Below are 21,613 nucleotides of genomic sequence, written 5' to 3'. Positions count from 1 at the left end.
TGGGAATAAGTTACACAGTAGAAATTTTAGTAATCAAAATCAGGAAATATTATTAGGTTGTTCCATATTAAATCGCTTCACTCATCTCGGGATGCCCAATAGCTACCGAGTTGCCTGATCACATTCAAAGACAAGTGAGATTGAGTGTTGCAACAAAGCCGACAGAACCTGATAAAGTGCTTAGTTAACATCCACTTAATACCCAATAGTGAGTACTAAAAATCACCATTTATTGACCCTATTGACCTAAAATAAAAATAAATAGGCAATTAAATTATCAATTCAATAGCGCTATTATCGGTGAACACTTGTAAACCCAATAGGTTAAAAACAAGCGTTTAGCGGCAGGTTCTATAAATAGTATGTAAAATACATGTAAAAAACTTGCTAATTGAATAATTATCAACTAGAACTAATACTCAAACCAGCGTTCTGGTCTGACCTCTGACTTTGCTATTTAGTTGCTTAATGAAAGGAGAAAATCATGGCAACCACAATTTCACTATTAGCCTTAGTGGCAATATTTGGTACATTATCTTACCAAAGAGCATCATTAGCTGCTTTTACCGGTGCGTTTTTTGTTGCACTTGCAGCCGTTTCATATTTCGGTGATGTGCCATTAGCTATTTGGATAATAACAGCTGTAATTGCGATACCATTAAATATAACCAGTATTCGTCAAGGCTATTTAACAGCGCCTATTTTAAAAGGCTTTCGTAAAATCATGCCTGAAATGTCTCAAACAGAGACTGAAGCATTAGAAGCCGGTACAACTTGGTGGGATGCAGACCTATTCAGCGGTAAGCCAAATTGGGAAAAACTGCACAATGTGCCAGCGCCAGCGTTAACAGCTGAAGAGCGAGCTTTCCTTGACGGTCCCGTTGAAGAAGCATGTCGCATGGCTGATGAGTTTGACATCACGCATAATCGTGCCGACTTACCTCCAGAATTATGGGAATTCCTTAAGACTAAAGGTTTCTTCGCCATGATCATCAAGAAAAAATACGGTGGTCTAGAATTTTCTGCATTAGCACAATCAATGGTACTACAAAAATTAACTGGCTCAAGCGCAGTAATGGCGAGCACAGTTGGTGTACCGAACTCATTAGGGCCTGGTGAACTATTACAGCACTATGGTACTAAAGAGCAACAAGATTACTACCTTCCACGTCTTGCGGTTGGTGATGAAATTCCATGTTTCGCACTAACAAGCCCTGAAGCCGGTTCTGATGCAGGTGCAATCCCTGATTTCGGTATCGTATGTAAAGGCGAATTCGAAGGTAAAGAAGTTCTCGGTATGAAACTGACTTGGAACAAACGTTATATTACTTTAGCACCTGTTGCGACTGTACTTGGTCTTGCGATTAAACTGCGCGACCCAGACGGCCTACTTGGTGATAAAGAAGACATCGGTATTACTTGTGCACTTATCCCTACGGATATCCCAGGTGTTGAAACTGGTCGTCGTCACTTCCCACTTAACTTACCGTTCCAAAATGGTCCAACTAAAGGTAACGAAGTATTCGTACCATTAGATTATATTATTGGTGGTCCGGAAATGGCTGGTCAAGGCTGGCGTATGCTGGTTGAATGTCTATCTGTTGGTCGTGGTATTACCCTACCTTCATGTTCTGCTGGTGCAGTTAAGCTAGCAGCAGTAGGCATGGGGTCTTACACTGCTATCCGTCGTCAATTTAAAGTTGCGATTGGTAAAATGGAAGGCATCGAAGAGCCGCTAGCACGTATCGGTGGTAATGCTTACCTTATGGGCGCAGCATCAACGCTAACGACAAGTGCTATTGATTTAGGTGAGAAACCATCAGTAATCACTGCGATTATTAAAATGCATTTAACCGACCGCGCACAAAAATGTGCGATCGATGCAATGGACATTTCAGGTGGTAAAGGTATCTGTCTTGGTCCAAACAACATGGCAGGTCGTGGTTACCAAGCAGCTCCAGTTGCAATTACGGTTGAAGGTGCAAACATTCTGACTCGTAACCTGATCATTTATGGTCAAGGTGCAATCCGTTGTCATCCGTTCGTATTACCAGAACTAAATGCAGCAGCACTTGAAGATCATAAGAAAGGTCTACAAGATTTTGATGCAGCTTTATTCGGTCATATCGGCTTTGCAATGTCTAACTTCTTCCGTTCATTTGTAATGGGTATTACCAACGGTAAAGGTTCTGCAGCACCATTTAAAGATGAAACTGCACAATACTACCAGCAGATGAACCGTTTAAGTGCCAACTTAGCCTTCCTATCTGATGTAGCTATGGGTGTTCTCGGTGGTGAGCTGAAACGTAAAGAACGAGTTTCAGCACGTTTAGGTGACATCTTAAGTCAGCTATACTTATCATCTGCAACGCTAAAACGTTTTGAAGATGAAGGTCGCCAAAAAGATGATTTACCATTCGTTCATTGGGCACTACAAGATTCATTATTTAAAGCTGAGCAAGCCATTGATGAATTATTACGTAACTTCCCTGTTCGTGTTGTAGGTATCGCACTTCGTGCAATGGTATTGCCAGCAGGTACGCGTCTATCGCGCCCTACTGACACGTTAGACCATGTTGTTGCTGGTTTACTACAAGTTCCTTCTGAAGCCCGTAGCCGTCTAGCAACAGACATGTACTTAACAGAAGAAGAAGGTAACCCTGTTGGTCTACAAGAGAAAGCCTTGAGAGACATCATCGTTGCTGAACCTATCTTCATCCGTGTTTGTAAAGAGAATGGTGTTAAATTACCATTTATCTTCCTCGACAAATTTGCTGATGAAGCACTGGCTAACAAGCAGATCACAGCTGATGAAGCGGAACTACTGAAAGAGGCTGAAGTTGGTCGTTTACGTACAATTAACGTTGATGACTTTGACCCTGAAGTACTTGCTGCAGATAAATCGTTAGTGAACCAACTAAACGGTGACTGGCGTGCACGTGCAAATGGCACAGCGAAACCAGCTAAAAATAAAAAAGTAAAAACTGAAGCTATTGCTTAAGTCGTTACGAAACAAGTTGCGATTAATCAGTAACGGTTAATCGCAACATAAAAAATCCCACTGTTCATCATTGATGGCAGTGGGATTTTTATTTATACCACAAAAATTTAAGCCCTAAGCTAAGCGTCTAATAACGTTTTGGCTAATGTACGAATACCATGTCCTTTCGCACCCGTTGCCCATAAATCATTCGCCGATTTTTGATAACAACCAGCTAAATCTAAATGTAACCAACCTTGCCCATCTTCACGCACAAAACGCGATAAGAAAGCAGCCGCTGTAGATGCACCAGCACGACCTTCACCTGCATGGATATTAGCCATATCAGCAAAACTTGATGGTAGTTGTTGTTGATGCCATTTTTCTAGCGGTAGTTGCCAAGCAAATTCATTTTCTGCTTTCGCATTCGCTAGTAATAAATTAACAAAGCGCTGATCAAAACCAAATACCGCATTATAATCACGGCCAAGCGCCATCTTAGCAGCACCTGTCAATGTGGCGGCGTCAATCAAACGTTGCGGCGAGTTTTCTTCTGCTGCAAGTAAACCGTCAGCTAGTACTAAGCGGCCTTCAGCATCAGTATTAAGTACTTCTACAGTAATATCATTTTTGTACGTAATGATATCGCCAAGTTTAAATGCATTACTGCTAATCATGTTTTCTGCACAGCATAAGAATAGCTGCACGCGTTGATTTAAGCCCTGGCTGATTGCTAATGCCAATGCACCCGTCAATGTTGCCGCACCGCCCATGTCACTTTTCATTACAGCCATACCATCAGAAGGTTTAATGCTGTACCCCCCCGAGTCAAAGGTAATGCCCTTACCGACTAATGCTGTCGAAATTGGCGCATCCCCACTGCCAGTTGGGTTAAAATCTAATTGCAACATTGCTGGCGGGTGCTGACTACCACGACCAACAGTGTGAATACCGGTGAAACCGTGTGTTAATAATTCGTCACCCGCAATAATCTTGTAAGTGATCGATTCAGGTGCCAATTGTAATAACAAATCAGCAGCGCTTTGCGCTAATTTAATCGGAAACATTTCTTCAGCATCGGTATTAATGGTTTTACGTACCCAATGGCTTGCTTGTTGAAAATCAGTGAACGCCTTTTTTTCAATGCTACTCACTTGATCTAAACCAAAGCAAGCTTGCTGATTTTCTTTAGCTGTGTAATAACCTTGATCAAATGCAATACGTAATTCAGTATTCCATAACTCACTTTTTAAGGTTACTTTTCCTATCCCTTGATTGGATAGCTTACGTGCCGCACGTTGTACTTGTAATGCACTCTCAGCTCCAAAATCTGCACTATCTCCACCAAGGTGAATAGAGGCGACACCAGCATTAAAACTCACTAATGCATTATCACCCCAAAAACTGTCCGCGGGAGCGAGCGTTAGCTCAACGCTCATGAAATCCTTCATTGAATATCCTTAATTTAGACGTGTCAGTAATACTTTATGATGTATATAAGATATTTTAGCTTTCATATTAACAAGTTAATCAACAAAAAAAAGCCCATAGTCAGCATAATACTAACTATGGGCTTATTCTGTATTAACGATTAAATAGTTAATATTCATCAATCCAAGCAAGCATCACGGCTTCAAGTACTCTTTCACCACAATGATTAGGATCATCGGTAAAATCGTCCAACCCTAATATCATCCGACGCAAGTCTGTAAACCTTACTTGCTGTGGATCTTGCTCTGGATAATTTTCAGCTAATGTAATGGCAATCTCTGTACTATCCGACCACGCTAATGCCATAAAAACCTCCCTAAAAATATACGCAACAACACATAGGCTGCACAGTTACTTTCAGTTTAGTTTGCTTACGCTATTTATGCGTAGGATAAAGACACCTTAGCTTAACAATTAATGACTTTCAGATACCATGTTGATCGTGTATTTAGGGATCTCTACAACCAAATCTTCATCTTCGACGATCGCTTGGCAACCTAAACGAGAGTCAGGTTCTAAACCCCATGCTTTATCTAACATGTCATCTTCAAGTTCATCACTTTCTTCTAATGAATCAAAGCCTTCACGTACGATAACATGACAAGTAGTACAGGCGCATGATTTCTCACAAGCATGCTCAATGATAATTTTGTTCCTTAATGCAACATCAAGGATCGTTTCACCTTTTTCAACCTCTACAGAGAGACCTTCTGGGCATAAATCTTCATGAGGTAAAAATATAACTTTTGGCATTTCTTAGACCTTATCTACCGACTGACCCTGCAACGCTTTACGGATTGATGCATCCATACGACGAGCAGCAAAATCTTGTGTTAATTTATCGACTGTTTCAATTTCTTTTTCAATCGCATCTCTATCATCACCTTGACGGATCTGATAAAGCGTTTGGATCGCTGTTTCAATGGCAGATTGCTCTTCATCAGATAGTAATGCTTTGCCATCTTGTTGTAAGGCAACGATCAGGCTTTCCATTACACGGTCTGCTTCTAGCTGTTGTTCTGCTAACATACGCGCTGTGACATCTTCTTTCGCATATGTCATTGAATCTTTAAGCATGTTAGTAACTTCATCATCACTTAAACCATACGATGGTTTAACTTGGATAGAAGCAGACACACCCGATGATTTCTCCATCGCGGATACACTTAACAATCCATCCGCATCAACTTGAAAAGTAACACGAATATGCGCAGCTCCTGCCGCCATTGGTGGAATACCGGTTAACGAGAAACGCGCTAATGAGCGGCAATCATCAACTAATTCACGCTCACCTTGCAACACGTGGATTGACATTGCCGTTTGACCATCTTTAAACGTGGTAAACTCTTGAGCACGCGCTACTGGTATTGTGGTATTACGTGGGATCACTTTTTCAACTAGGTTACCCATAGTTTCGAGGCCCAGTGATAACGGTGTCACGTCTAGTAATAGTAAGTCTGAATCAGGTTTGTTACCGACTAGTACATCAGCCTGAATCGCAGCACCAATTGCAACAACCTTATCTGGATTGATACTTGTCAGTGGCTCTTGTGCAAAGAACTCACCTACTTTTCCACGAACCAACGGTACACGTGTTGAACCGCCCACCATAACGACTTCAAGTACTTCGTCTTTACTGATATCAGCATCTTTTAACGAACGACGACATGCTAATAAAGTACGTTTAACCAATGGCTGAATAAGATCTTCAAATGTTGAACGACCTAATATTCCCTGCCAATTAACCGCTTCTAATGCGATATTAATCTCAACACTATCGTGATCTGTTAGTGCTTGTTTCGCATGTTTCGCTTCCGTTAGTAGCAGCCGTTGCATCGCTAACGACTGCTCACCCACAAGTCCAGCTTCAGCACAGATCCAGTCAACAACTAAATGATCAAAGTCATCACCACCAAGCGCTGAGTCACCGCCTGTAGCGAGAACTTCAAAAACACCTTTATGCAGACGTAAAATGGATATATCAAACGTACCGCCACCCAGATCATAAACCGCAATAATACCTTCTTGACCGGCATCTAAACCATACGCGATCGCGGCTGCAGTTGGCTCGTTTAATAATCGTAAAACATTTAATCCTGCAATATTTGCAGCATCTTTTGTACCTTGACGTTGTGCATCATCAAAATAGGCGGGTACAGTGATTACCACGCCATTAAGTTCACCTGCAAGAGTCTCTGTTGCACGAGCTGCTAATGCTTTAAGAATTTCTGAAGATACTTGTACTGGATTAAGTTCACCTGCCACCGTTTTAATTAACGGTTGGCCCGATGCCGATTCAATAAGTACATTAGGAATACGCGCAGTATCAATATCTGTGAGGGCTTTGCCCATCAAACGCTTTACCGATGAAATGGTGTTTTCTGGATCGGTTATCGCTTGTTGTGCAGCGTCGTCACCAACAACAACTGAATCTGTAGTATAACGAACCACTGACGGTAAAATATCTCGACCAGTCTTATCAACTAACGTTTCTGCACTGCCACTACGGACGCTTGCCACTAATGAATTCGTTGTACCTAGATCGATACCAACGGCAAGTTTATGCTCATGAGGTGCTGCCGCTTGTCCCGGTTCAGCAATTTGAAGTAATGCCATGTTTTAGGTTCTTAAATTTAAATTATTTGATTAATAATCAAGTAAACTATCTTCAAGTGTACTTAATTGTGTTTGCAGTTTATAAACAAACTTTAATTTACGCACTACATTCGCCGCGTCATTATAATGCTCAATACTGACCAATTCGTTAAACTCTTGCAAATATTGCTTAATTGATAATGTTAACTCATCATCAAAGTCTGTAATTTCTTGTTCTGGATCAGAGGAATGAGGAATGTCTTCAAGACGTTCGTGCAGTTCCATTTGTTGCATTAAAAATATCGGATCTTGCAGCGTTTTTTGCTCGCCACGAATGTCTTCATGACAAATGGCCAAGATATATTCAGCACGTAGAATAGGCGACTTAAGAATGGAATAAGCATCGTTAACTTGTGAAGATTTTTGTACAGCGAATAAATGCTCACGTTCACTACTGCTAGCAAAATTATCTGGGTGTAGTGTGCGCTGTAAATCTCGATATGTTGTTGCTAAACTGGCACTATCTAGTTCAAAATTAACGGGTAAACCAAACAACTCAAAATGGTTCATCTGACGACCTTTAATGGATAGATTAAATAAACAAAACCCAAATAACGAGGTTATTTGGGTGTATCAATATTACACGCTGAAGCTTTCACCGCAGCCGCATTCGCCTTTCAGGTTCGGATTGTTAAATTCAAACCCTTCATTAAGGCCTTCTTTAACAAAATCTAATTCGATCCCATCAAGATATACGAGGCTTTTTTTATCCACGATAACGGTAACGCCTTTTTCAACAAAAACTTCATCGTTCTCGTCAATAGCGTCAACAAACTCAAGAACATAAGCCAGACCAGAGCAGCCAGATGTTTTCACACCTAGGCGTAAACCAGCACCTTTACCACGTTTATCAAGGTAGCTAGCAACACGCGCTGCAGCAGAGTCTGATAAGGTAACTGCCATATTTAGCTCCTAAGACACTTTTTTCTTTTTGTAATCATCAATTGCAGCTTTAATTGCATCTTCAGCAAGAATTGAACAGTGAATTTTCACTGGTGGTAACTCTAACTCTTCAGCAATAGTCATATTGGTGATTTCGCCAGCTTGCTCAATACTCTTGCCTTTTACCCATTCGGTAACAAGTGAGCTTGATGCGATCGCTGAACCACAACCATAAGTTTTAAATTTTGCATCTTCGATAATGCCGTCATCACTAATTTTAAGTTGTAATTTCATTACGTCGCCACACGCTGGTGCGCCTACCATACCAGTTGCGATAGATGGGTCATTTTTATCAAATGAACCTACGTTACGTGGGTTTTCATAATGGTCGATTACTTTTTCGCTATAAGCCATGATATAACTCCTTCAAACTAAATATAAATCTTCGTGAAACAAGGGTGAACAATTAGTGGTGATCCCACTCGATAGTACTTAAATCGATACCATCTTTAAACATCTCCCATAGAGGTGACATTTCACGAAGTTTACTGATGTTTTCTTCAATGATGCTAGTTGCATAATCTACTTCTTCTTCAGTCGTAAAACGACCGAATGAGAAACGAATTGAGCTGTGCGCCATTTCATCGTTTAGACCTAATGCACGTAGTACATAAGACGGTTCTAAACTTGCAGATGTACAAGCTGAGCCTGAAGAAACCGCGAGATCTTTCAGTGCCATCATCAATGACTCACCTTCAACAAAGTTGAAGCTTACGTTCAAATTACTTACGATACGTTGTTCAGCATGACCATTTAGATATACTTCTTCGATACCAGCGATACCTGCCCAGAAACGTTTACGTAATGCTTCAGCATGGTCATTATCTTTTTGCATTTCTTCTTTAGCAATGCGGAAAGCTTCACCCATACCCACAATTTGGTGAGTTGGTAATGTACCACTACGCATACCACGTTCATGGCCGCCACCGTGCATTTGTGCTTCTAGACGGATACGAGGTTTACGTTGAACGTACAATGCACCAATACCTTTAGGGCCATAAATTTTATGTGCCGATACCGATAACATATCGACTTTTAACTCAGAGAAATCGATTGGTAATTTGCCCGCACTTTGCGCAGCATCTACATGGAATAAGACTTTCTTAGCGCGACAAAGTTCACCCAATGCAGCGATATCATTAATCGCACCGATTTCGTTATTCACGTGCATGATACTAACAATGATTGTATCTTCACGAATTGCAGCTTCAAGGGTTTCAACCGTAATTAGACCTTCAGAAGTCGGGTCTAAATAAGTAACTTCGTATCCTTCACGCTCAAGTTGGCGACAAGTATCAAGCACAGCTTTATGCTCGATTTTACTTGTAATGATATGCTTGCCTTTCTTCTTATAAAAATGCGCAGCACCTTTAATAGCAAGATTGTTTGATTCAGTGGCACCCGATGTGATAACAACTTCACGTGGATCTGCATTTACTAAATCTGCAATTTGGTTACGAGCAATGTCTACCGCTTCTTCAGCTTGCCAGCCGAAACGATGTGAACGAGACGCAGGGTTACCAAAAATGCCGTCCATAGTTAAGCATTGCATCATTTTTTCTGCTACACGTGGATCTACAGGCGTAGTGGCTGAATAATCCAAATAAATAGGTTTTTTCATCTAGTCATTGCTCCATACAACACGGTTAAACCGCTAACAGTGTTCATACTTATAATTATAATTCTATTATGTTTTTATTAAACAATTATCAAAGAATATTTACATCAATTTTATTTAACATTTGACGATCATGATCTTGTTCGTTGACAATCTGCTTTATCTCATTATTTGCCATCAAATCAGCAAGTGATATGTTATCAAGAAAATCACTAATCCGTTCACTTAAATCATCCCAAAGTGAATGCGTTAAACAGCGTTTCCCATCATTACAACCACCTGCAGAATCACACTTAGTCGCTTTTACATTTTCATCAACTGCGTCAATGATCATGCCAACAGAAATAAGCCCAGGTAACATGCCTAACTTATAGCCACCACCAGGTCCTCTCGCACTTGCTACCAGTTTCTTTCGACGTAGTCGAGAAAACAACTGTTCCAAATACGACAATGAAATACTTTGTCGTTCGGATATTTCAGCCAGTGGTACAGGTTTAAGTTCTGCGTGCAATGCAAGATCAATCATAGCTGTAACTGCGTAACGCCCCTTCGATGTCAATCGCATAGCAACCTCTAAAACTGTTATTTAGGGTTATGGTTACATACCCGACTTAATTGGTCAAGTATATACCTGACCAATTCACTCAGGTATTACTTTAGGGCTAGGTAGTGGTTAGCTATTTTTTCAAATTACGCTGAATAGATACTAATGCACCACGTAAAATATTTAACTCAACCGCTTCAGGGCGAGCGCGTGTAAACAATCGACGTAAACGATTCATTACAATTCCAGGGTGAGCTTTGTTAATAAAACCAGTATCCCATAATGTTTCTTCAAGATGAGTATGGAACATTTCCAGTTCCGCTTGCTTTGGATACGGATTATCTTGTTCTGGATACGTATTAGTAGCAAGGTATGCCATACGTGTTTCGTACGTTAAAATCTGTACGGCCATGGCTAAATTTAATGAGCTATATTCAGGGTTTGCAGAAACACACACATGATAAGTACATTTTTGTAGCTCATCATTGGTCAAACCAATACGCTCACGACCAAACACCAATGCAACAGGGTAATTAGGCACTTCTTCAATTAGCTTTAAACCCGCTTCACGCGAATCAAGCATTGGCCATTGCAGCGTACGTGAACGCGCACTTGTACCAATAACAAGGCCACAGTCTGTTACTGCTTCTTCTAAGGTATCGACGATGATTGCATTTTCTAATACATCTGCGGCACCTGCAGCTAAGGCTACTGATTTTTCATCAATCTCACATAAAGGTGCAACTAAAACCAATTGCGTGAAGCCCATTGTTTTCATTGCACGAGCAGCTGAACCAATATTACCAGGATGAGATGTACCGACTAATACAACTTTTACGTTTGCTAACATAATTAATGAATACCTAAAAAGACACATAATAGAAAAAGGCCATTTAAACGACGAGTTTAAAATAATGGTTAGACTATTACTGGAGTTGTTAATTTACTGGTCGCGGATTCTATCACAGTAAACAAGGTATATCTTGTTTCAATACCAATACCTCTTCTGCTTATTCTCATCTATTTTTACTTTTACTTTGACTTACATCTCTTTTTTACATAACCCTTATTGAATACGACACACTGTCCCGTAATAATAAACTCCAACGATTTCATATAACTAAAGTTAACCTAAGGATGGAAAAATGAAACGATTAATGATGATCGCAATAATGTTATCGACAACATTTCTCAATTATGCAAATGCTGCAAATTATACTGAAACTAAATATCCAATTGTACTCGTACATGGTTTTTTGGGGTTTGATAATATTCGAGGTCTTGACTATTTCTACAAAATATCCCAAACATTAAGAAAAGATGGTGCAACCGTTTTTACTCCACAAGTATCTACAAGTAACACAACCGAAATCCGAGGTGAGCAACTTTTAAAACAAGTCAAAGCATTTTTAGCTAAGAGTGGGGCGAGTAAAGTTAACCTTATTGGACATAGTCATGGTGGACCCACAGCCCGTTATGTGGCGTCGGTAGCTCCAGAACTCGTTGCTTCAGTAACAAGCATTGGTGGTGTAAATAAGGGGTCTAAATTCGCAGATTTATTCTACAGCGTAGCTCCAGATGGGACATTAGTTAATACTGCTGGTACAGCTATTATCGGCTTCGTATCACAGATAGCGCAATTCTTATCCGGTGGTTCAGAACTGCCAGTTGATCCTGTTGGCGCTTTAAAAGCATTAACTACATATAAATCACTTGAATTTAATGAAAAATATCCAGAAGGTGTGCCAACAACAGCATGTGGTGAAGGAGAACCTGTAGTAACAAGTACAGTTAATGGTGTACTGAACAAAGTATACTATTACTCTTGGACAGGTAATAGACTGATAACTAGCCCTAAAGATGCACTTGTTGATTTACCTCTAAAAGCAGTCAGCTTACTCGCATTTAATGGTGAAAAGAATGATGGTATGGTCAGTGTTTGTAGCACCCACTTAGGTAAAGTGATTGGAGTCTATCGAATGAATCATGTTGATGAAATCAATCAGGTACTAGGACATACAGCATTATTCCTATCAGTTCCAAGTCTTTACCGTCAACATGCTAACCGCTTAAAACGACAAGGTTTATAATAATGAAAAAAGCTACACTAGTAATCACAATTATCGCAGTAGCTACTAGTGTAGCCTATATAACATCAGCTAATAAACCAATGAATAAGCAGGCAGTAAAGGCAATTCAGCCACTCTCTCTCTCTAGTACGATGCTAAAAAAAAATAAAACAGGGGTAGAGACAGAGGTAATTGTCAAAGATGAAGATATAATTCCATTAACAACCAGCGTCGATAGCTCACGGCTCCAATCGCAATCCCAGCAAGACACAGAGGTTGATCAAACATCATTACGAGATATGTTTGACTATTTTCTATCTGGTTTTAATGAAACTGAAATGGATATTGAACAATTAAAAGCGAACGTCAAACAATTTATCACTGATAATCCAAGTAAATATAGCACAGCAGACTATGATTTATTCGAACGTTTTCTGTTATATAAACAATCTTTACTCTCGGTAGAAGTGGATCAAACTCCGAATATGGATAACTTGGAACGCCTTGATAGTGAGTTAAAAGATAGACAATTAGTCCTATTTAATGCTGAAGAGCAGAAATTACTCTTTAATAATGAAAACTTACATCGGCAAGTAACCATCAAAAAACTATATTTAAAATCGATTTCAACATCTCAAGAAGAATATAACTACCTATTTATAGAAGAGTTATCTAACTTCCCAGAAGAAATTAGTCGTGTTTATAAAAGTGGCCTTGTTAGTACTGAACTAAATAAAATTGCAAACTATGACGATGAACAGCAGCGGTACCTTGCTTATGAAGCATTGGGAGGACCAGAAGTCGCAGTAAGGATGACAGAGCTTGAACATCAAGAAGCTGAACTAGATAACAAAATAAACGCCTATCTAGGCCAGCGAAGAGATATCCTAAGCGATTCTAATAATCTAAATAAGGACATTCACATAAGCGCTCTAAGAGACTCATTCTTTTCTCACTCAGAGCAAAAGCGCATTAAGTCCCTTGAATATATAGATGATCTATAATCCATAATGCCACCTATCTCATCACGATTTTTATCGTCTGGCATTATATGAAACTAAGGTGTATGGATATACGCTTCGACACTTAGTCCTAGCGCATTTAAAATAAGATAAAATAAATTTTGAACATTTTAATAAAGTTGGTATACTCCGCGCCCTAAATCCCGTTCTTTCAAAAATTTGGTGGTAATAGTATGCATCCGATGCTAACAATCGCGATCCGTGCTGCGCGTGACGCAGGTAACATAATCGTAAAAGCTTATGGTGATCCAAGCAAGACTAAAGTAGAGCAAAAAGGCACAAATGATTTTGTGACTAACGTAGACAAAGAAGCTGAAGCAGCTATTATCGCTACAATTAAAAAAGCCTACCCAGAGCATACTATCATCGCAAAAGAAAGCGGTGCTACAACTGGTACAGATACAGACTACCAGTGGATCATTGACCCACTAAACGGTACAACTAACTTTGTTAAAGGTATTCCACATTTCGCAGTATCTATCGCTTTACACGTTAAAGGTAAAGCTGAAGTTGCTGTTATCTTTGATGCTATCGGTGATGAAATCTTCTCAGCTTGTCGTGGTAAAGGCGCACAATTAAACGGTTACCGTTTACGTGCAGGCTCAGCTAAAGATTTATCAGGCACTGTTCTTGCTACTAGCTTCCCACACAACATGAAGCACCAGCAAGAAACTTACCTAAACATCTTTGGTGCATTATTCTCTGAATGTTCTGATATCCGTGCAGCTGGTTGCCCAGCACTTAACCTTGCTTACCTAGCAGCTGGTCGTATCGACGGTTTATGGAGCATGGGTCAAAAACCTTGGGAAACTGCAGCAGGTAACTTAATTGCTACTGAATCAGGCGCAATCGTAACTGATTTCGCTGGCGGCCATGATTTCTTCAAATCTGGTAACTCAGTTGCTGCATCACCACGCGTACTTAAAGATATGCTTGCTAAGATCCGTCCTAACCTGACTGAATCTCTAGCTAAATAATATTGGCGCTAGCGTTAGGTTATTTAGTACAAAGAATTAAGTAAAAAAAGGCCCAGTACTTATTACAAGTACTGGGCCTTTTTTATTTGAAATGACTACACTACGTTACATCACCATGATATTGTGACTCACCATTTACTGATCAAATATTTCATAATGACACTAAGTCATCATATTAGGCATTAGTTTAAAATAAACTCGTTTATGATTAACTACTTTGTTCATTTTTTTGCACAAACAACCTGGATTTCAAGGATGAAACAGTGATGATGATAAAATTTAAACGACCTAAAATATTACCGCTAGCAGTGGTCTTAAGTGTTACCGCAAGCCTTAGCTTAGTAGGCTGTTCCAGTATGCAGCAGGCTGTCGCAGCAAGCCCAAGTGTGGGTAGCGTTTGGGGGCTTGGCGAAATGCCGATAGAAGATCTCAATGCCTTGTACGCCAACGAAGAGTCACAATGGATGGATGTTAATGGAATGCGCATCCATTACCGTGACGAAGGTAATCCTAATGGTCAGCCAATTGTATTAATACATGGTATTTTATCATCACTACATACCTGGAAGGAATGGAATAAAGGCTTAGCAGATAAGTACCGGATCATCAGTCTTGATATGCCAGGCTTTGGGTTAACTGGTGGTCCAGAAAATCCCAATGATTTCTCTGAAGCGCTATTACACTCATCTTTTGAGCAGTTTATTACCCAATTGAAACTCGATGACTTTATTCTGGTAGGCAATTCTCTCGGTGGTTATATTTCAGCTCATTATGCAGCGAACTACCCTGATAAAATCAAAAAACTGATCCTCATTGATCCTGCAGGCGCACCACAGGATCTGCCGTTTATTTTAAGCTTTGCCAGTATGCCCGGTATCAATACACTGGCAGCCAATGTATTTCCTCCTTTCATTATCGCAATGGGAGTTAAGGACGTATACGGAGATCAAGATCTCATCACCAAAGAAAATATGGACCGTTATATTCATCTCTCTTTACGCCCTGGAGCAAAACAGGCTTATGCCAATACCATTGCGATGTTAGATGAAAAGAATAGCCAAAAAACACCATTAGACTTTGCGACCATCACAGCTCCGACTTTATTAATGTGGGGTAACAAAGACATTTGGGTACCACAGAAACTTAGCGAGCAATGGTTGCAAAACATACCGGGGTCCAGCTTAATTATTTATCCAAACGCAGGTCATGTGCCAATGGAAGAGATCCCACAACAAACGCTCAATGATGCATTAACTTTCATTAATTTAAAATAATTCTGCTATTCAATAATACGTGGTTATTAGCATTTTTTATATGCTATTAACCATATAATTCCTCATTATTAGTCTCGCAATTCTAGTTTTTGTCACCGTATCATCATCCCTGCTTAATTTAGTTGTCACAGTACTACCCGATACTTATCAACGATAAATATATTTATCAAATAAGACAAATACTACCAAATATTGGTATTTACTCTAGGCTTGTGAAAGCAAGCGCAATATATCGAGGTTGCTATGATAAAAACAGCACTTGTTGTAGAAGGTGGAGGTATGCGTAGCGTATTTACCGCAGGAGTGTTAGATACCTTTTTAGAACATGGGTATGACCCCTTCGATCTGTTTATTGGTAGTTCAGCAGGGACGCTAAACCTCTCCGCGTTTATCGCAGGACAAAAAAAATATTCAGTTAGGCTCATTAATCATCTGGCTAAATCAACGACTTTTGTCAATTGGACTCGATTTTTAAGGGGCGGAAATGCCATGGAACTTAGAGAGTTACATGATTTATTAGAATTACATGATCCCATAGACCTTGACAAAGCGAAACGACGGCTAAACTCACGCCCATTTGTTATCACCAGCTGTGATAGATCAAAAGGTCAAGTAAGTTATCAAATAGCCGAGCCCAACCAATGGTTTCAACAAATCATCGCATCATGCGCGCTACCTATCGTTTTTCGTCCCGGAGTAAAACTAGGAAATGATATCCATATTGATGGTGGCTTAGTTGATCCTATACCAGTAAAGAAGGCGGTAGATTTAGGTGCGAAAAATATTATTGTGATCAGGACCAGAACTCGACGCTGGGTAGAAAAATTATCCGTTTTAGAACGCCTACTTACGTTCTGGGTTAGGCACGATACGGTACTCACTAAATTACTTGATAATTACAGCAAAAAATACAACAGTACTTGCGAATTTATGCGTAATCCACCAGCTGGGGTTAATATTATCGAAATTGCACCTGATAAAGAACTGCAAACCCCCACGTTAACACGTCAGGTTAATACACTCGAAGGCGATTATAGTGCAGGTATTAAAGCCGCGACGTTATTCTTACAACGTCATTAAGCACTAATAGAAATGGGCTGAACACGTTATATAACGTATTCAGTCCAACATTGCATTATTATTCGCTGGTAAGTAAAGGGTGGTCAGCCGGTAATTTTCGAGAAATCCAAATGGCTAATTTATGTTTAATATTAAGAGTCGTTTCTTGATCTTTAGCCAGAGGTTGCATCAGTTTATCAAACACTAAAGCTTTATAGATATATTGCGCTTTAACGTCTTCTGGATCTGTCGTTGTAAATGTACTACCGCGTTGCTGTAGATACTGAGTACCTAATGCGATCGCAGCTTTAAATAATTTCTTTTCATTTTTCAGTTTTGCCATCATTCCCTCTTCACATAACAGACAGCTAATCTCGCTGAGTACACACTGTTATAGCACGATTAAGAACAAATAAATGTGAAATTTAAATTATAAATCAGGTTTTAATTGATTGATATTTTTCAGAATCAATGACGTGATGTGCTTCCATCGCGTAGATATCATTATATTCATGTTCAATTAACAAACCAAAGTTAGCAGAAAGCAAACCGATATCCTGCAATGATAGATCTTCGAGGGACCAGACTGGTGTTGCGTAATCACAAATATAATAACCTTGTAATTGCGCACTCGGATTTTCAACGATCATGAGGCGCTCAATGGCATAACACTCATCAATACCTGCAACAGACAAGCAAACGTTATCAGCCATGAGTAAGACACTGAATGTCACCTTAGAATCTGGCAGTTCTAATAAATAACAGAGTTTTTTAGGCATTGTTACACTCATCATAAAAGTTAAATTCCATTTCAAAGAGTAGAACAAATTTTAACTATGGCACTCATATTTGGTTAATTCATTCTATTTTTTATCATTTATCATGCATAACAGCCATTTTATCCTGCAAAAATGAAAATCTCAGCGGATAAGACCCACTGAGATTTTTATGAATATAAACCTTATTTATTCACTTTAAATTGTTGCAGCTAACTCAGAACCTTGCTTTATCGCGCGCTTAGCATCTAACTCAGCAGCCACATCTGCGCCACCAATCAAGTGTACTTGCTGCTTAGCAGCTACTAACTGCGCTTGTAGCTCTCGCAATGGGTCTTGCCCAGCACATACGATAATATTATCAACATTCAATACCTGTGGTTCACCAGCAACCTGAATATGCAAACCTTGGTCATCAACTTTAACATACTCAACACTGTTCATCATGACCACCTTCTTACTCGCTAGGCCGGCTCTATGAACCCAACCAGAGGTTTTACCCAATCCAGCACCAACCTTGCTGGCTTTGCGTTGTAATAAGTAAATTTCACGTGCCGCAGATGATTTTTCAGCAGCCATTAAACCACCACGATTTTGCATTGTTAGATCAACGCCCCATTCACGCATAAAGGTATCAATATCCTGACTGGCTGTTGGCGCTGTTGATTGGTGATCATGGGCAAGGTATTCCGCGACATCAAAACCAATACCACCAGCACCAATAATAGCAACCTTACTCCCTACCGATTTTTTATCTCGTAACACATCAAGGTAAGACAATACTTTGTTATGACCAATCCCCTCAATAGCCGGTGTGCGTGGTGCAATACCGGTCGCTAATACCACGTCATCAAAACCGTTAGCGATAAGCTCATCCGCTGAAACACGTTTATTCAACATAATTTCTACACCAAACTTTGTCGTCATCGTCGTAAAGTAACGTAATGTCTCATAAAACTCTTCTTTACCAGGTACTTGCTTAGCAATATTAAACTGTCCACCCAGCTCAGACTTATCATCAAAAATAGTTACTTTGTGTCCACGCTGGGCTGCAACGGTTGCAAATGCTAAACCAGCAGGACCAGCTCCAACCACAGCAATGCGTTTGCTCACCGATGATTTCATATAAGTAAGTTCTGTTTCACGGCAGGCGCGAGGATTAACTAAACAAGAGGTCAATTTCATACTGAAAGTATGATCTAAGCACGCTTGGTTACAACCAATACAAGTATTGATTTCATCACTTTTACCCGCTACAGCTTTATTAACAAACTCAGGATCAGCTAAGAATGGACGCGCCATCGACACCATGTCTGCATGACCTTGCTCCAGCACTGATTCTGCAATCTCGGGGGTATTAATGCGGTTTGTCGTAATCAACGGGATCGATACTTCCCCTTTTAATTTGGCGGTCACTTTTGTAAATGCGGCTCTTGGCACTTTAGTGACGATCGTTGGAACACGAGCTTCATGCCAACCAATACCGGTATTAATGATAGTCGCCCCCGCTTTCTCAATGGCTTTTGCCAGCGCCACCACTTCTTGCCAAGAGCTGCCTTTTTCAATCAGATCCAGCATAGACAAACGATAAATAATAATAAAATCAGTGCCGACCTTTTCGCGTACCTGCCTTACAATTTCAACGGGAAAACGGATACGGTTTTCGAAACTGCCACCCCATTCATCGTCACGTTGATTGGTGTGTTCAACAATAAACTGGTTAATCAAATAACCTTCCGACCCCATGATCTCAACACCATCATAGTTAGCTGATTGCGCAAGTCCGGCGCAGTTAACAAATGCAGCGACCTGTTGATATACTTCTTCCGTTGTTAGCGCACGTGGACGTGCAGGGTTAATCGGGGCTTGGATTGCTGATGGTGCGACAGGTTGCTTACTATACGCATAACGACCAGCATGCAAAATCTGCATACAAATTTTACCACCCGCTTCATGCACCGCAGCGGTTACTTCTTTATGCGCTTCAGCTTCTTCAACGGTATCCATTTTAGAGCCACCTTGAAACACTGCGCCTTCAGGATTAGGTCCAATACCGCCAGTCACAATCAAGCCTACACCACCCGCCGCACGTTCGGCAAAATAAGCTGCCATACGTGTAAAACCATTACTGACTTCTTCAAGTCCTGTATGCATGGAACCCATTAATACGCGATTTTTCAATTGGGTAAAACCCAGATCGAGTGGTGTTAATAAATTTGGATAATTATTTTGTGCTGACATTGTTCACCCCATTGCTTTAGCTATTTGGTTCAGAGTTTATTATTTTTATTTTATTAAAAATTTATTCGTTCTTATTTTGTTAAAAGTAGCGTTAAAGCACGACGGATACAATGCTTATGATATACAATTAATTATCTTTAGTTAGCAAAGGTGAGCTTTTGACTAGCATGTGTGATGATGGATATGGATTCAATGACGGAAACAATAGGCTCAAAAGTAAGCTTAGGGGATATTTCGGTTAACTTTTTGCAGCAAATGAGTTTAACCAGTAATAAGCTCAGTTGCGATATCAATCCTATTCTAACCAAATATAATGTCTCCATCGCGCAGCTAAGTGCCCATCATGGTCGCTTATCTATTCCAAAATATATGCGTATAGGTTTTGAGTTAATGCAGCAAACGGGGCGCGAAGACCTGGGCTTAGTAATGGGTGAAAATGTCTGCTTTCAACATTATGGTATGCTGGGATTTGCCTGTATGTCTGCCAATAATATTAGCACTATGGCACAAGTACTCGCCCAATATGAAAGTTTGTTAAGTCAAAATGTACGAGGTCATTCAACGTTTATCACAACGCCAGAGCCGACACTCACCTTTTATTCGATTGCCCCGTATAACCCCTATAATTATTTTGTGGTTGATTCTGTCTTGGCAAGCTGGTTCACCTTACTGACCTCTCGAGCCATGCACTTAACCCAGTCTGTTAATATTGTCAAAGCAGTCCATATTGAATACCCAGAACCAAAGAACAGCGAATGCTATCACGCATTTTTTCAATGCCCAGTTATTTTTGATTCTACATTTAATGGCTTAGTATTGGATAGTCAGCATATCGAAACGCCATTACCCGATGCCTGTATGAGCAGTTATCTGCAAGCCCAGCAGTTATGTCAAAATGGGCTACAACAGCTGCAACAAAATCAAGATTGGCAAACGAAGGTTATCGAAAAAGTCAGTCATAATCTGGTGGGTAGCATGCCCGATATCAATCAAGTAGCGGCACTTCTAGGGACATCAGCTTGGACGTTAAGACGCCGCTTATACAAAGAAAATACTAACTATCAAGGTATCATGGATAAAACAAGAAAAGGTCTGGCATTGAGTTATGTCCGTGATACCCAGCTTACCTTCAGTGAAATATCATATTTATTGGGCTTTGCCACACCAGCTGCATTTTATAAAGCCTTTCGACGCTGGACAGAGAGTACACCAAAGAATTACCGACAAATGTTTATAAACAAGCGCGAATAAATGTCTTAAATTCTAATACCAGCTGCTCGGCTTCGGTATGCCGTTGTTGCAGACGTAATAACTCGATCACACACTCAACGGTACTGAGTCCCCCTTCTAGTTGATTAGCACGTAAAATGAATTCTGACGCTTGCTTCGCATTCAAGGTGATCTTAGGTAAGTCTTGCAAATACTCGCTTTGACGATACATTTTACGTGCCTCTTGCCATGTACTATCCAGTAATACAAGGCCATCAAAATCATGTATGTCATGCTCGTGTTCTGCATCAGGTGCAAGTATTGCCACCCGACCGGATTTGATCGCAGTTAACAATTTACTATCGGGTTCTTTACGACGCCAAGGCACAACACTTGTTTCGTTGGGGAGAAACTGTTGAACTAATTTTCCAGTATTACTGCGGCGCGAAAATTCTCTCTCGTGGGTAACAAGGTATATATGCATGAATTTCTAACTTCAGTCGATAAAATAGGATAAATACTAAATAAGAGGTAAAGTAACCGCTATCATTATACTCTACAGTGGGTCTCAACTAAGCTGTAAATATAACGAGGAGCTATTATGTTCGCATTTAGTAAACACATTATCAGTAAATTACGCTACATCCTATCACTCTTTTTTAGCCCTAACGAATCCGCTAAATCCAATATTATCTTTATGACAATATAATCATTAGATAAGATACATATTATTACCATCGATAAGGTGTATCTTAC

Annotated in this window: 21 protein-coding genes and 1 pseudogene; 8 read left to right on the top strand and 14 right to left on the bottom strand. The window is 40.0% G+C overall.

Translation table 11 applies throughout. The features are described from left to right. Together BT797_RS24665 and fadE are read left to right on the top strand one after the other, a co-directional pair. Positions 1 to 118: pseudogene (locus tag BT797_RS24665) on the top strand (IS5-like element ISLlo3 family transposase); the annotation flags it as partial. Positions 119 to 484: 366 nt separating this feature from the next. Then, the gene (fadE, locus tag BT797_RS02115; RefSeq protein ID WP_075470970.1) at positions 485 to 3,001 is read left to right on the top strand and encodes an acyl-CoA dehydrogenase FadE; all 2,517 of its coding nucleotides are present in this window, start codon (positions 485 to 487) and stop codon (positions 2,999 to 3,001) included. Between the two features lie 119 nt (positions 3,002 to 3,120). Here the strand turns inward: fadE and pepB are convergent, their stop codons facing one another. From pepB to trmJ, 10 genes are all read right to left on the bottom strand, one after another. Continuing rightward, positions 3,121 to 4,431 (bottom strand): aminopeptidase PepB, encoded by a 1,311-nt coding sequence (pepB, locus tag BT797_RS02110; RefSeq protein WP_075470969.1) that lies wholly within the window; start codon positions 4,429 to 4,431, stop codon positions 3,121 to 3,123. A gap of 148 nt (positions 4,432 to 4,579) precedes the next feature. After that, entirely contained in the window at positions 4,580 to 4,777 is a 198-nt protein-coding gene (iscX, locus tag BT797_RS02105; RefSeq protein ID WP_006031189.1) for a Fe-S cluster assembly protein IscX, read from the bottom strand. 108 nt (positions 4,778 to 4,885) lie between these two features. Continuing rightward, on the bottom strand, positions 4,886 to 5,224 hold the full coding sequence (fdx, locus tag BT797_RS02100) for an ISC system 2Fe-2S type ferredoxin (protein ID WP_045109129.1): 339 nt from the start codon (positions 5,222 to 5,224) through the stop codon (positions 4,886 to 4,888). Positions 5,225 to 5,227: 3 nt separating this feature from the next. Continuing rightward, complete coding sequence (gene hscA, locus BT797_RS02095) at positions 5,228 to 7,087, bottom strand: Fe-S protein assembly chaperone HscA (RefSeq protein ID WP_045109128.1); 1,860 nt, start codon at positions 7,085 to 7,087, stop codon at positions 5,228 to 5,230. Between the two features lie 30 nt (positions 7,088 to 7,117). After that, positions 7,118 to 7,636, bottom strand: a complete 519-nt coding sequence (gene hscB, locus BT797_RS02090) for a co-chaperone HscB (protein ID WP_045109127.1) — start codon at positions 7,634 to 7,636, stop codon at positions 7,118 to 7,120. 69 nt (positions 7,637 to 7,705) lie between these two features. After that, the gene (gene iscA, locus BT797_RS02085) at positions 7,706 to 8,029 is read right to left on the bottom strand and encodes an iron-sulfur cluster assembly protein IscA (protein ID WP_045109126.1); all 324 of its coding nucleotides are present in this window, start codon (positions 8,027 to 8,029) and stop codon (positions 7,706 to 7,708) included. 9 nt (positions 8,030 to 8,038) lie between these two features. Continuing rightward, entirely contained in the window at positions 8,039 to 8,422 is a 384-nt protein-coding gene (iscU, locus tag BT797_RS02080; RefSeq protein ID WP_045109125.1) for a Fe-S cluster assembly scaffold IscU, read from the bottom strand. 52 nt (positions 8,423 to 8,474) lie between these two features. After that, positions 8,475 to 9,689, bottom strand: a complete 1,215-nt coding sequence (locus BT797_RS02075) for an IscS subfamily cysteine desulfurase (RefSeq protein WP_045109124.1) — start codon at positions 9,687 to 9,689, stop codon at positions 8,475 to 8,477. Positions 9,690 to 9,777: 88 nt separating this feature from the next. Next, complete coding sequence (locus tag BT797_RS02070) at positions 9,778 to 10,251, bottom strand: Rrf2 family transcriptional regulator (protein WP_045109123.1); 474 nt, start codon at positions 10,249 to 10,251, stop codon at positions 9,778 to 9,780. 112 nt (positions 10,252 to 10,363) lie between these two features. Then, complete coding sequence (gene trmJ / locus BT797_RS02065; RefSeq protein WP_045109122.1) at positions 10,364 to 11,080, bottom strand: tRNA (cytosine(32)/uridine(32)-2'-O)-methyltransferase TrmJ; 717 nt, start codon at positions 11,078 to 11,080, stop codon at positions 10,364 to 10,366. A 295-nt stretch (positions 11,081 to 11,375) separates the two neighbouring features. Between trmJ and BT797_RS02060 the strand changes: the two genes are divergently transcribed. The 5 genes from BT797_RS02060 to BT797_RS02040 all read left to right on the top strand — a co-directional run bounded on the left by BT797_RS02060 (position 11,376) and on the right by BT797_RS02040 (position 16,652). Then, positions 11,376 to 12,320 (top strand): esterase/lipase family protein, encoded by a 945-nt coding sequence (locus BT797_RS02060; protein WP_045109121.1) that lies wholly within the window; start codon positions 11,376 to 11,378, stop codon positions 12,318 to 12,320. Between the two features lie 2 nt (positions 12,321 to 12,322). Beyond that, positions 12,323 to 13,303, top strand: coding sequence for a lipase secretion chaperone (locus tag BT797_RS02055; protein ID WP_045109120.1), 981 nt, complete (start codon positions 12,323 to 12,325; stop codon positions 13,301 to 13,303). Positions 13,304 to 13,494: 191 nt separating this feature from the next. Next, a complete protein-coding gene (gene suhB / locus BT797_RS02050) occupies positions 13,495 to 14,298 on the top strand; it encodes an inositol-1-monophosphatase (protein WP_045109119.1) in 804 nt (267 codons plus the stop codon). 266 nt (positions 14,299 to 14,564) lie between these two features. Next, a complete protein-coding gene (locus BT797_RS02045) occupies positions 14,565 to 15,572 on the top strand; it encodes an alpha/beta fold hydrolase (RefSeq protein ID WP_244534095.1) in 1,008 nt (335 codons plus the stop codon). 243 nt (positions 15,573 to 15,815) lie between these two features. After that, entirely contained in the window at positions 15,816 to 16,652 is an 837-nt protein-coding gene (locus BT797_RS02040) for a patatin-like phospholipase family protein (RefSeq protein WP_075470968.1), read from the top strand. A gap of 58 nt (positions 16,653 to 16,710) precedes the next feature. Here BT797_RS02040 and BT797_RS02035 read toward each other — a convergent pair whose 3' ends face one another. The 3 genes from BT797_RS02035 to BT797_RS02025 all read right to left on the bottom strand — a co-directional run bounded on the left by BT797_RS02035 (position 16,711) and on the right by BT797_RS02025 (position 19,648). Next, positions 16,711 to 16,977, bottom strand: coding sequence for a DUF5062 family protein (locus BT797_RS02035; RefSeq protein ID WP_369814937.1), 267 nt, complete (start codon positions 16,975 to 16,977; stop codon positions 16,711 to 16,713). A gap of 91 nt (positions 16,978 to 17,068) precedes the next feature. Continuing rightward, positions 17,069 to 17,410 carry a hypothetical protein gene (locus tag BT797_RS02030; protein ID WP_045112387.1) on the bottom strand — a complete coding sequence of 114 codons (342 nt, stop codon included), beginning with the start codon at positions 17,408 to 17,410 and terminating at the stop codon, positions 17,069 to 17,071. A gap of 195 nt (positions 17,411 to 17,605) precedes the next feature. Beyond that, positions 17,606 to 19,648: an oxidoreductase gene (locus BT797_RS02025; RefSeq protein ID WP_045109116.1), complete on the bottom strand. Its 2,043-nt coding sequence runs from the start codon at positions 19,646 to 19,648 to the stop codon at positions 17,606 to 17,608. A gap of 192 nt (positions 19,649 to 19,840) precedes the next feature. On the opposite strand from BT797_RS02025, the gene BT797_RS02020 reads away from it, so the two are divergent. Next, a complete protein-coding gene (locus BT797_RS02020) occupies positions 19,841 to 20,899 on the top strand; it encodes an AraC family transcriptional regulator (RefSeq protein WP_045112386.1) in 1,059 nt (352 codons plus the stop codon). Here the strand turns inward: BT797_RS02020 and BT797_RS02015 are convergent. After that, positions 20,880 to 21,341, bottom strand: coding sequence for a tRNA-uridine aminocarboxypropyltransferase (locus BT797_RS02015; RefSeq protein ID WP_045109115.1), 462 nt, complete (start codon positions 21,339 to 21,341; stop codon positions 20,880 to 20,882). The two genes, BT797_RS02020 and BT797_RS02015, sit on opposite strands and share 20 nt — an antisense overlap. Positions 21,342 to 21,613 lie beyond the last annotated feature (272 nt).

Source organism: Moritella viscosa (assembly GCF_900120065.1).
In the GTDB taxonomy this organism is placed as follows: domain Bacteria; phylum Pseudomonadota; class Gammaproteobacteria; order Enterobacterales; family Moritellaceae; genus Moritella; species Moritella viscosa.
The sequence above is the reverse complement of the archived record's forward strand: the minus strand, read 5'-3'. Positions and strand labels throughout refer to the sequence as shown.

Coding starts and splice junctions, on each gene's coding strand:
- fadE (WP_075470970.1), top strand. CDS start 485: ATGGCAACCACAATTTCACTATTAGCCTTAGTGGCAATATTTGGTACA.
- pepB (WP_075470969.1), bottom strand. CDS start 4,431: ATGAAGGATTTCATGAGCGTTGAGCTAACGCTCGCTCCCGCGGACAGT.
- iscX (WP_006031189.1), bottom strand. CDS start 4,777: ATGGCATTAGCGTGGTCGGATAGTACAGAGATTGCCATTACATTAGCT.
- fdx (WP_045109129.1), bottom strand. CDS start 5,224: ATGCCAAAAGTTATATTTTTACCTCATGAAGATTTATGCCCAGAAGGT.
- hscA (WP_045109128.1), bottom strand. CDS start 7,087: ATGGCATTACTTCAAATTGCTGAACCGGGACAAGCGGCAGCACCTCAT.
- hscB (WP_045109127.1), bottom strand. CDS start 7,636: ATGAACCATTTTGAGTTGTTTGGTTTACCCGTTAATTTTGAACTAGAT.
- iscA (WP_045109126.1), bottom strand. CDS start 8,029: ATGGCAGTTACCTTATCAGACTCTGCTGCAGCGCGTGTTGCTAGCTAC.
- iscU (WP_045109125.1), bottom strand. CDS start 8,422: ATGGCTTATAGCGAAAAAGTAATCGACCATTATGAAAACCCACGTAAC.
- BT797_RS02075 (WP_045109124.1), bottom strand. CDS start 9,689: ATGAAAAAACCTATTTATTTGGATTATTCAGCCACTACGCCTGTAGAT.
- BT797_RS02070 (WP_045109123.1), bottom strand. CDS start 10,251: ATGCGATTGACATCGAAGGGGCGTTACGCAGTTACAGCTATGATTGAT.
- trmJ (WP_045109122.1), bottom strand. CDS start 11,080: ATGTTAGCAAACGTAAAAGTTGTATTAGTCGGTACATCTCATCCTGGT.
- BT797_RS02060 (WP_045109121.1), top strand. CDS start 11,376: ATGAAACGATTAATGATGATCGCAATAATGTTATCGACAACATTTCTC.
- BT797_RS02055 (WP_045109120.1), top strand. CDS start 12,323: ATGAAAAAAGCTACACTAGTAATCACAATTATCGCAGTAGCTACTAGT.
- suhB (WP_045109119.1), top strand. CDS start 13,495: ATGCATCCGATGCTAACAATCGCGATCCGTGCTGCGCGTGACGCAGGT.
- BT797_RS02045 (WP_244534095.1), top strand. CDS start 14,565: ATGATGATAAAATTTAAACGACCTAAAATATTACCGCTAGCAGTGGTC.
- BT797_RS02040 (WP_075470968.1), top strand. CDS start 15,816: ATGATAAAAACAGCACTTGTTGTAGAAGGTGGAGGTATGCGTAGCGTA.
- BT797_RS02035 (WP_369814937.1), bottom strand. CDS start 16,977: ATGATGGCAAAACTGAAAAATGAAAAGAAATTATTTAAAGCTGCGATC.
- BT797_RS02030 (WP_045112387.1), bottom strand. CDS start 17,410: ATGCCTAAAAAACTCTGTTATTTATTAGAACTGCCAGATTCTAAGGTG.
- BT797_RS02025 (WP_045109116.1), bottom strand. CDS start 19,648: ATGTCAGCACAAAATAATTATCCAAATTTATTAACACCACTCGATCTG.
- BT797_RS02020 (WP_045112386.1), top strand. CDS start 19,841: ATGACGGAAACAATAGGCTCAAAAGTAAGCTTAGGGGATATTTCGGTT.
- BT797_RS02015 (WP_045109115.1), bottom strand. CDS start 21,341: ATGCATATATACCTTGTTACCCACGAGAGAGAATTTTCGCGCCGCAGT.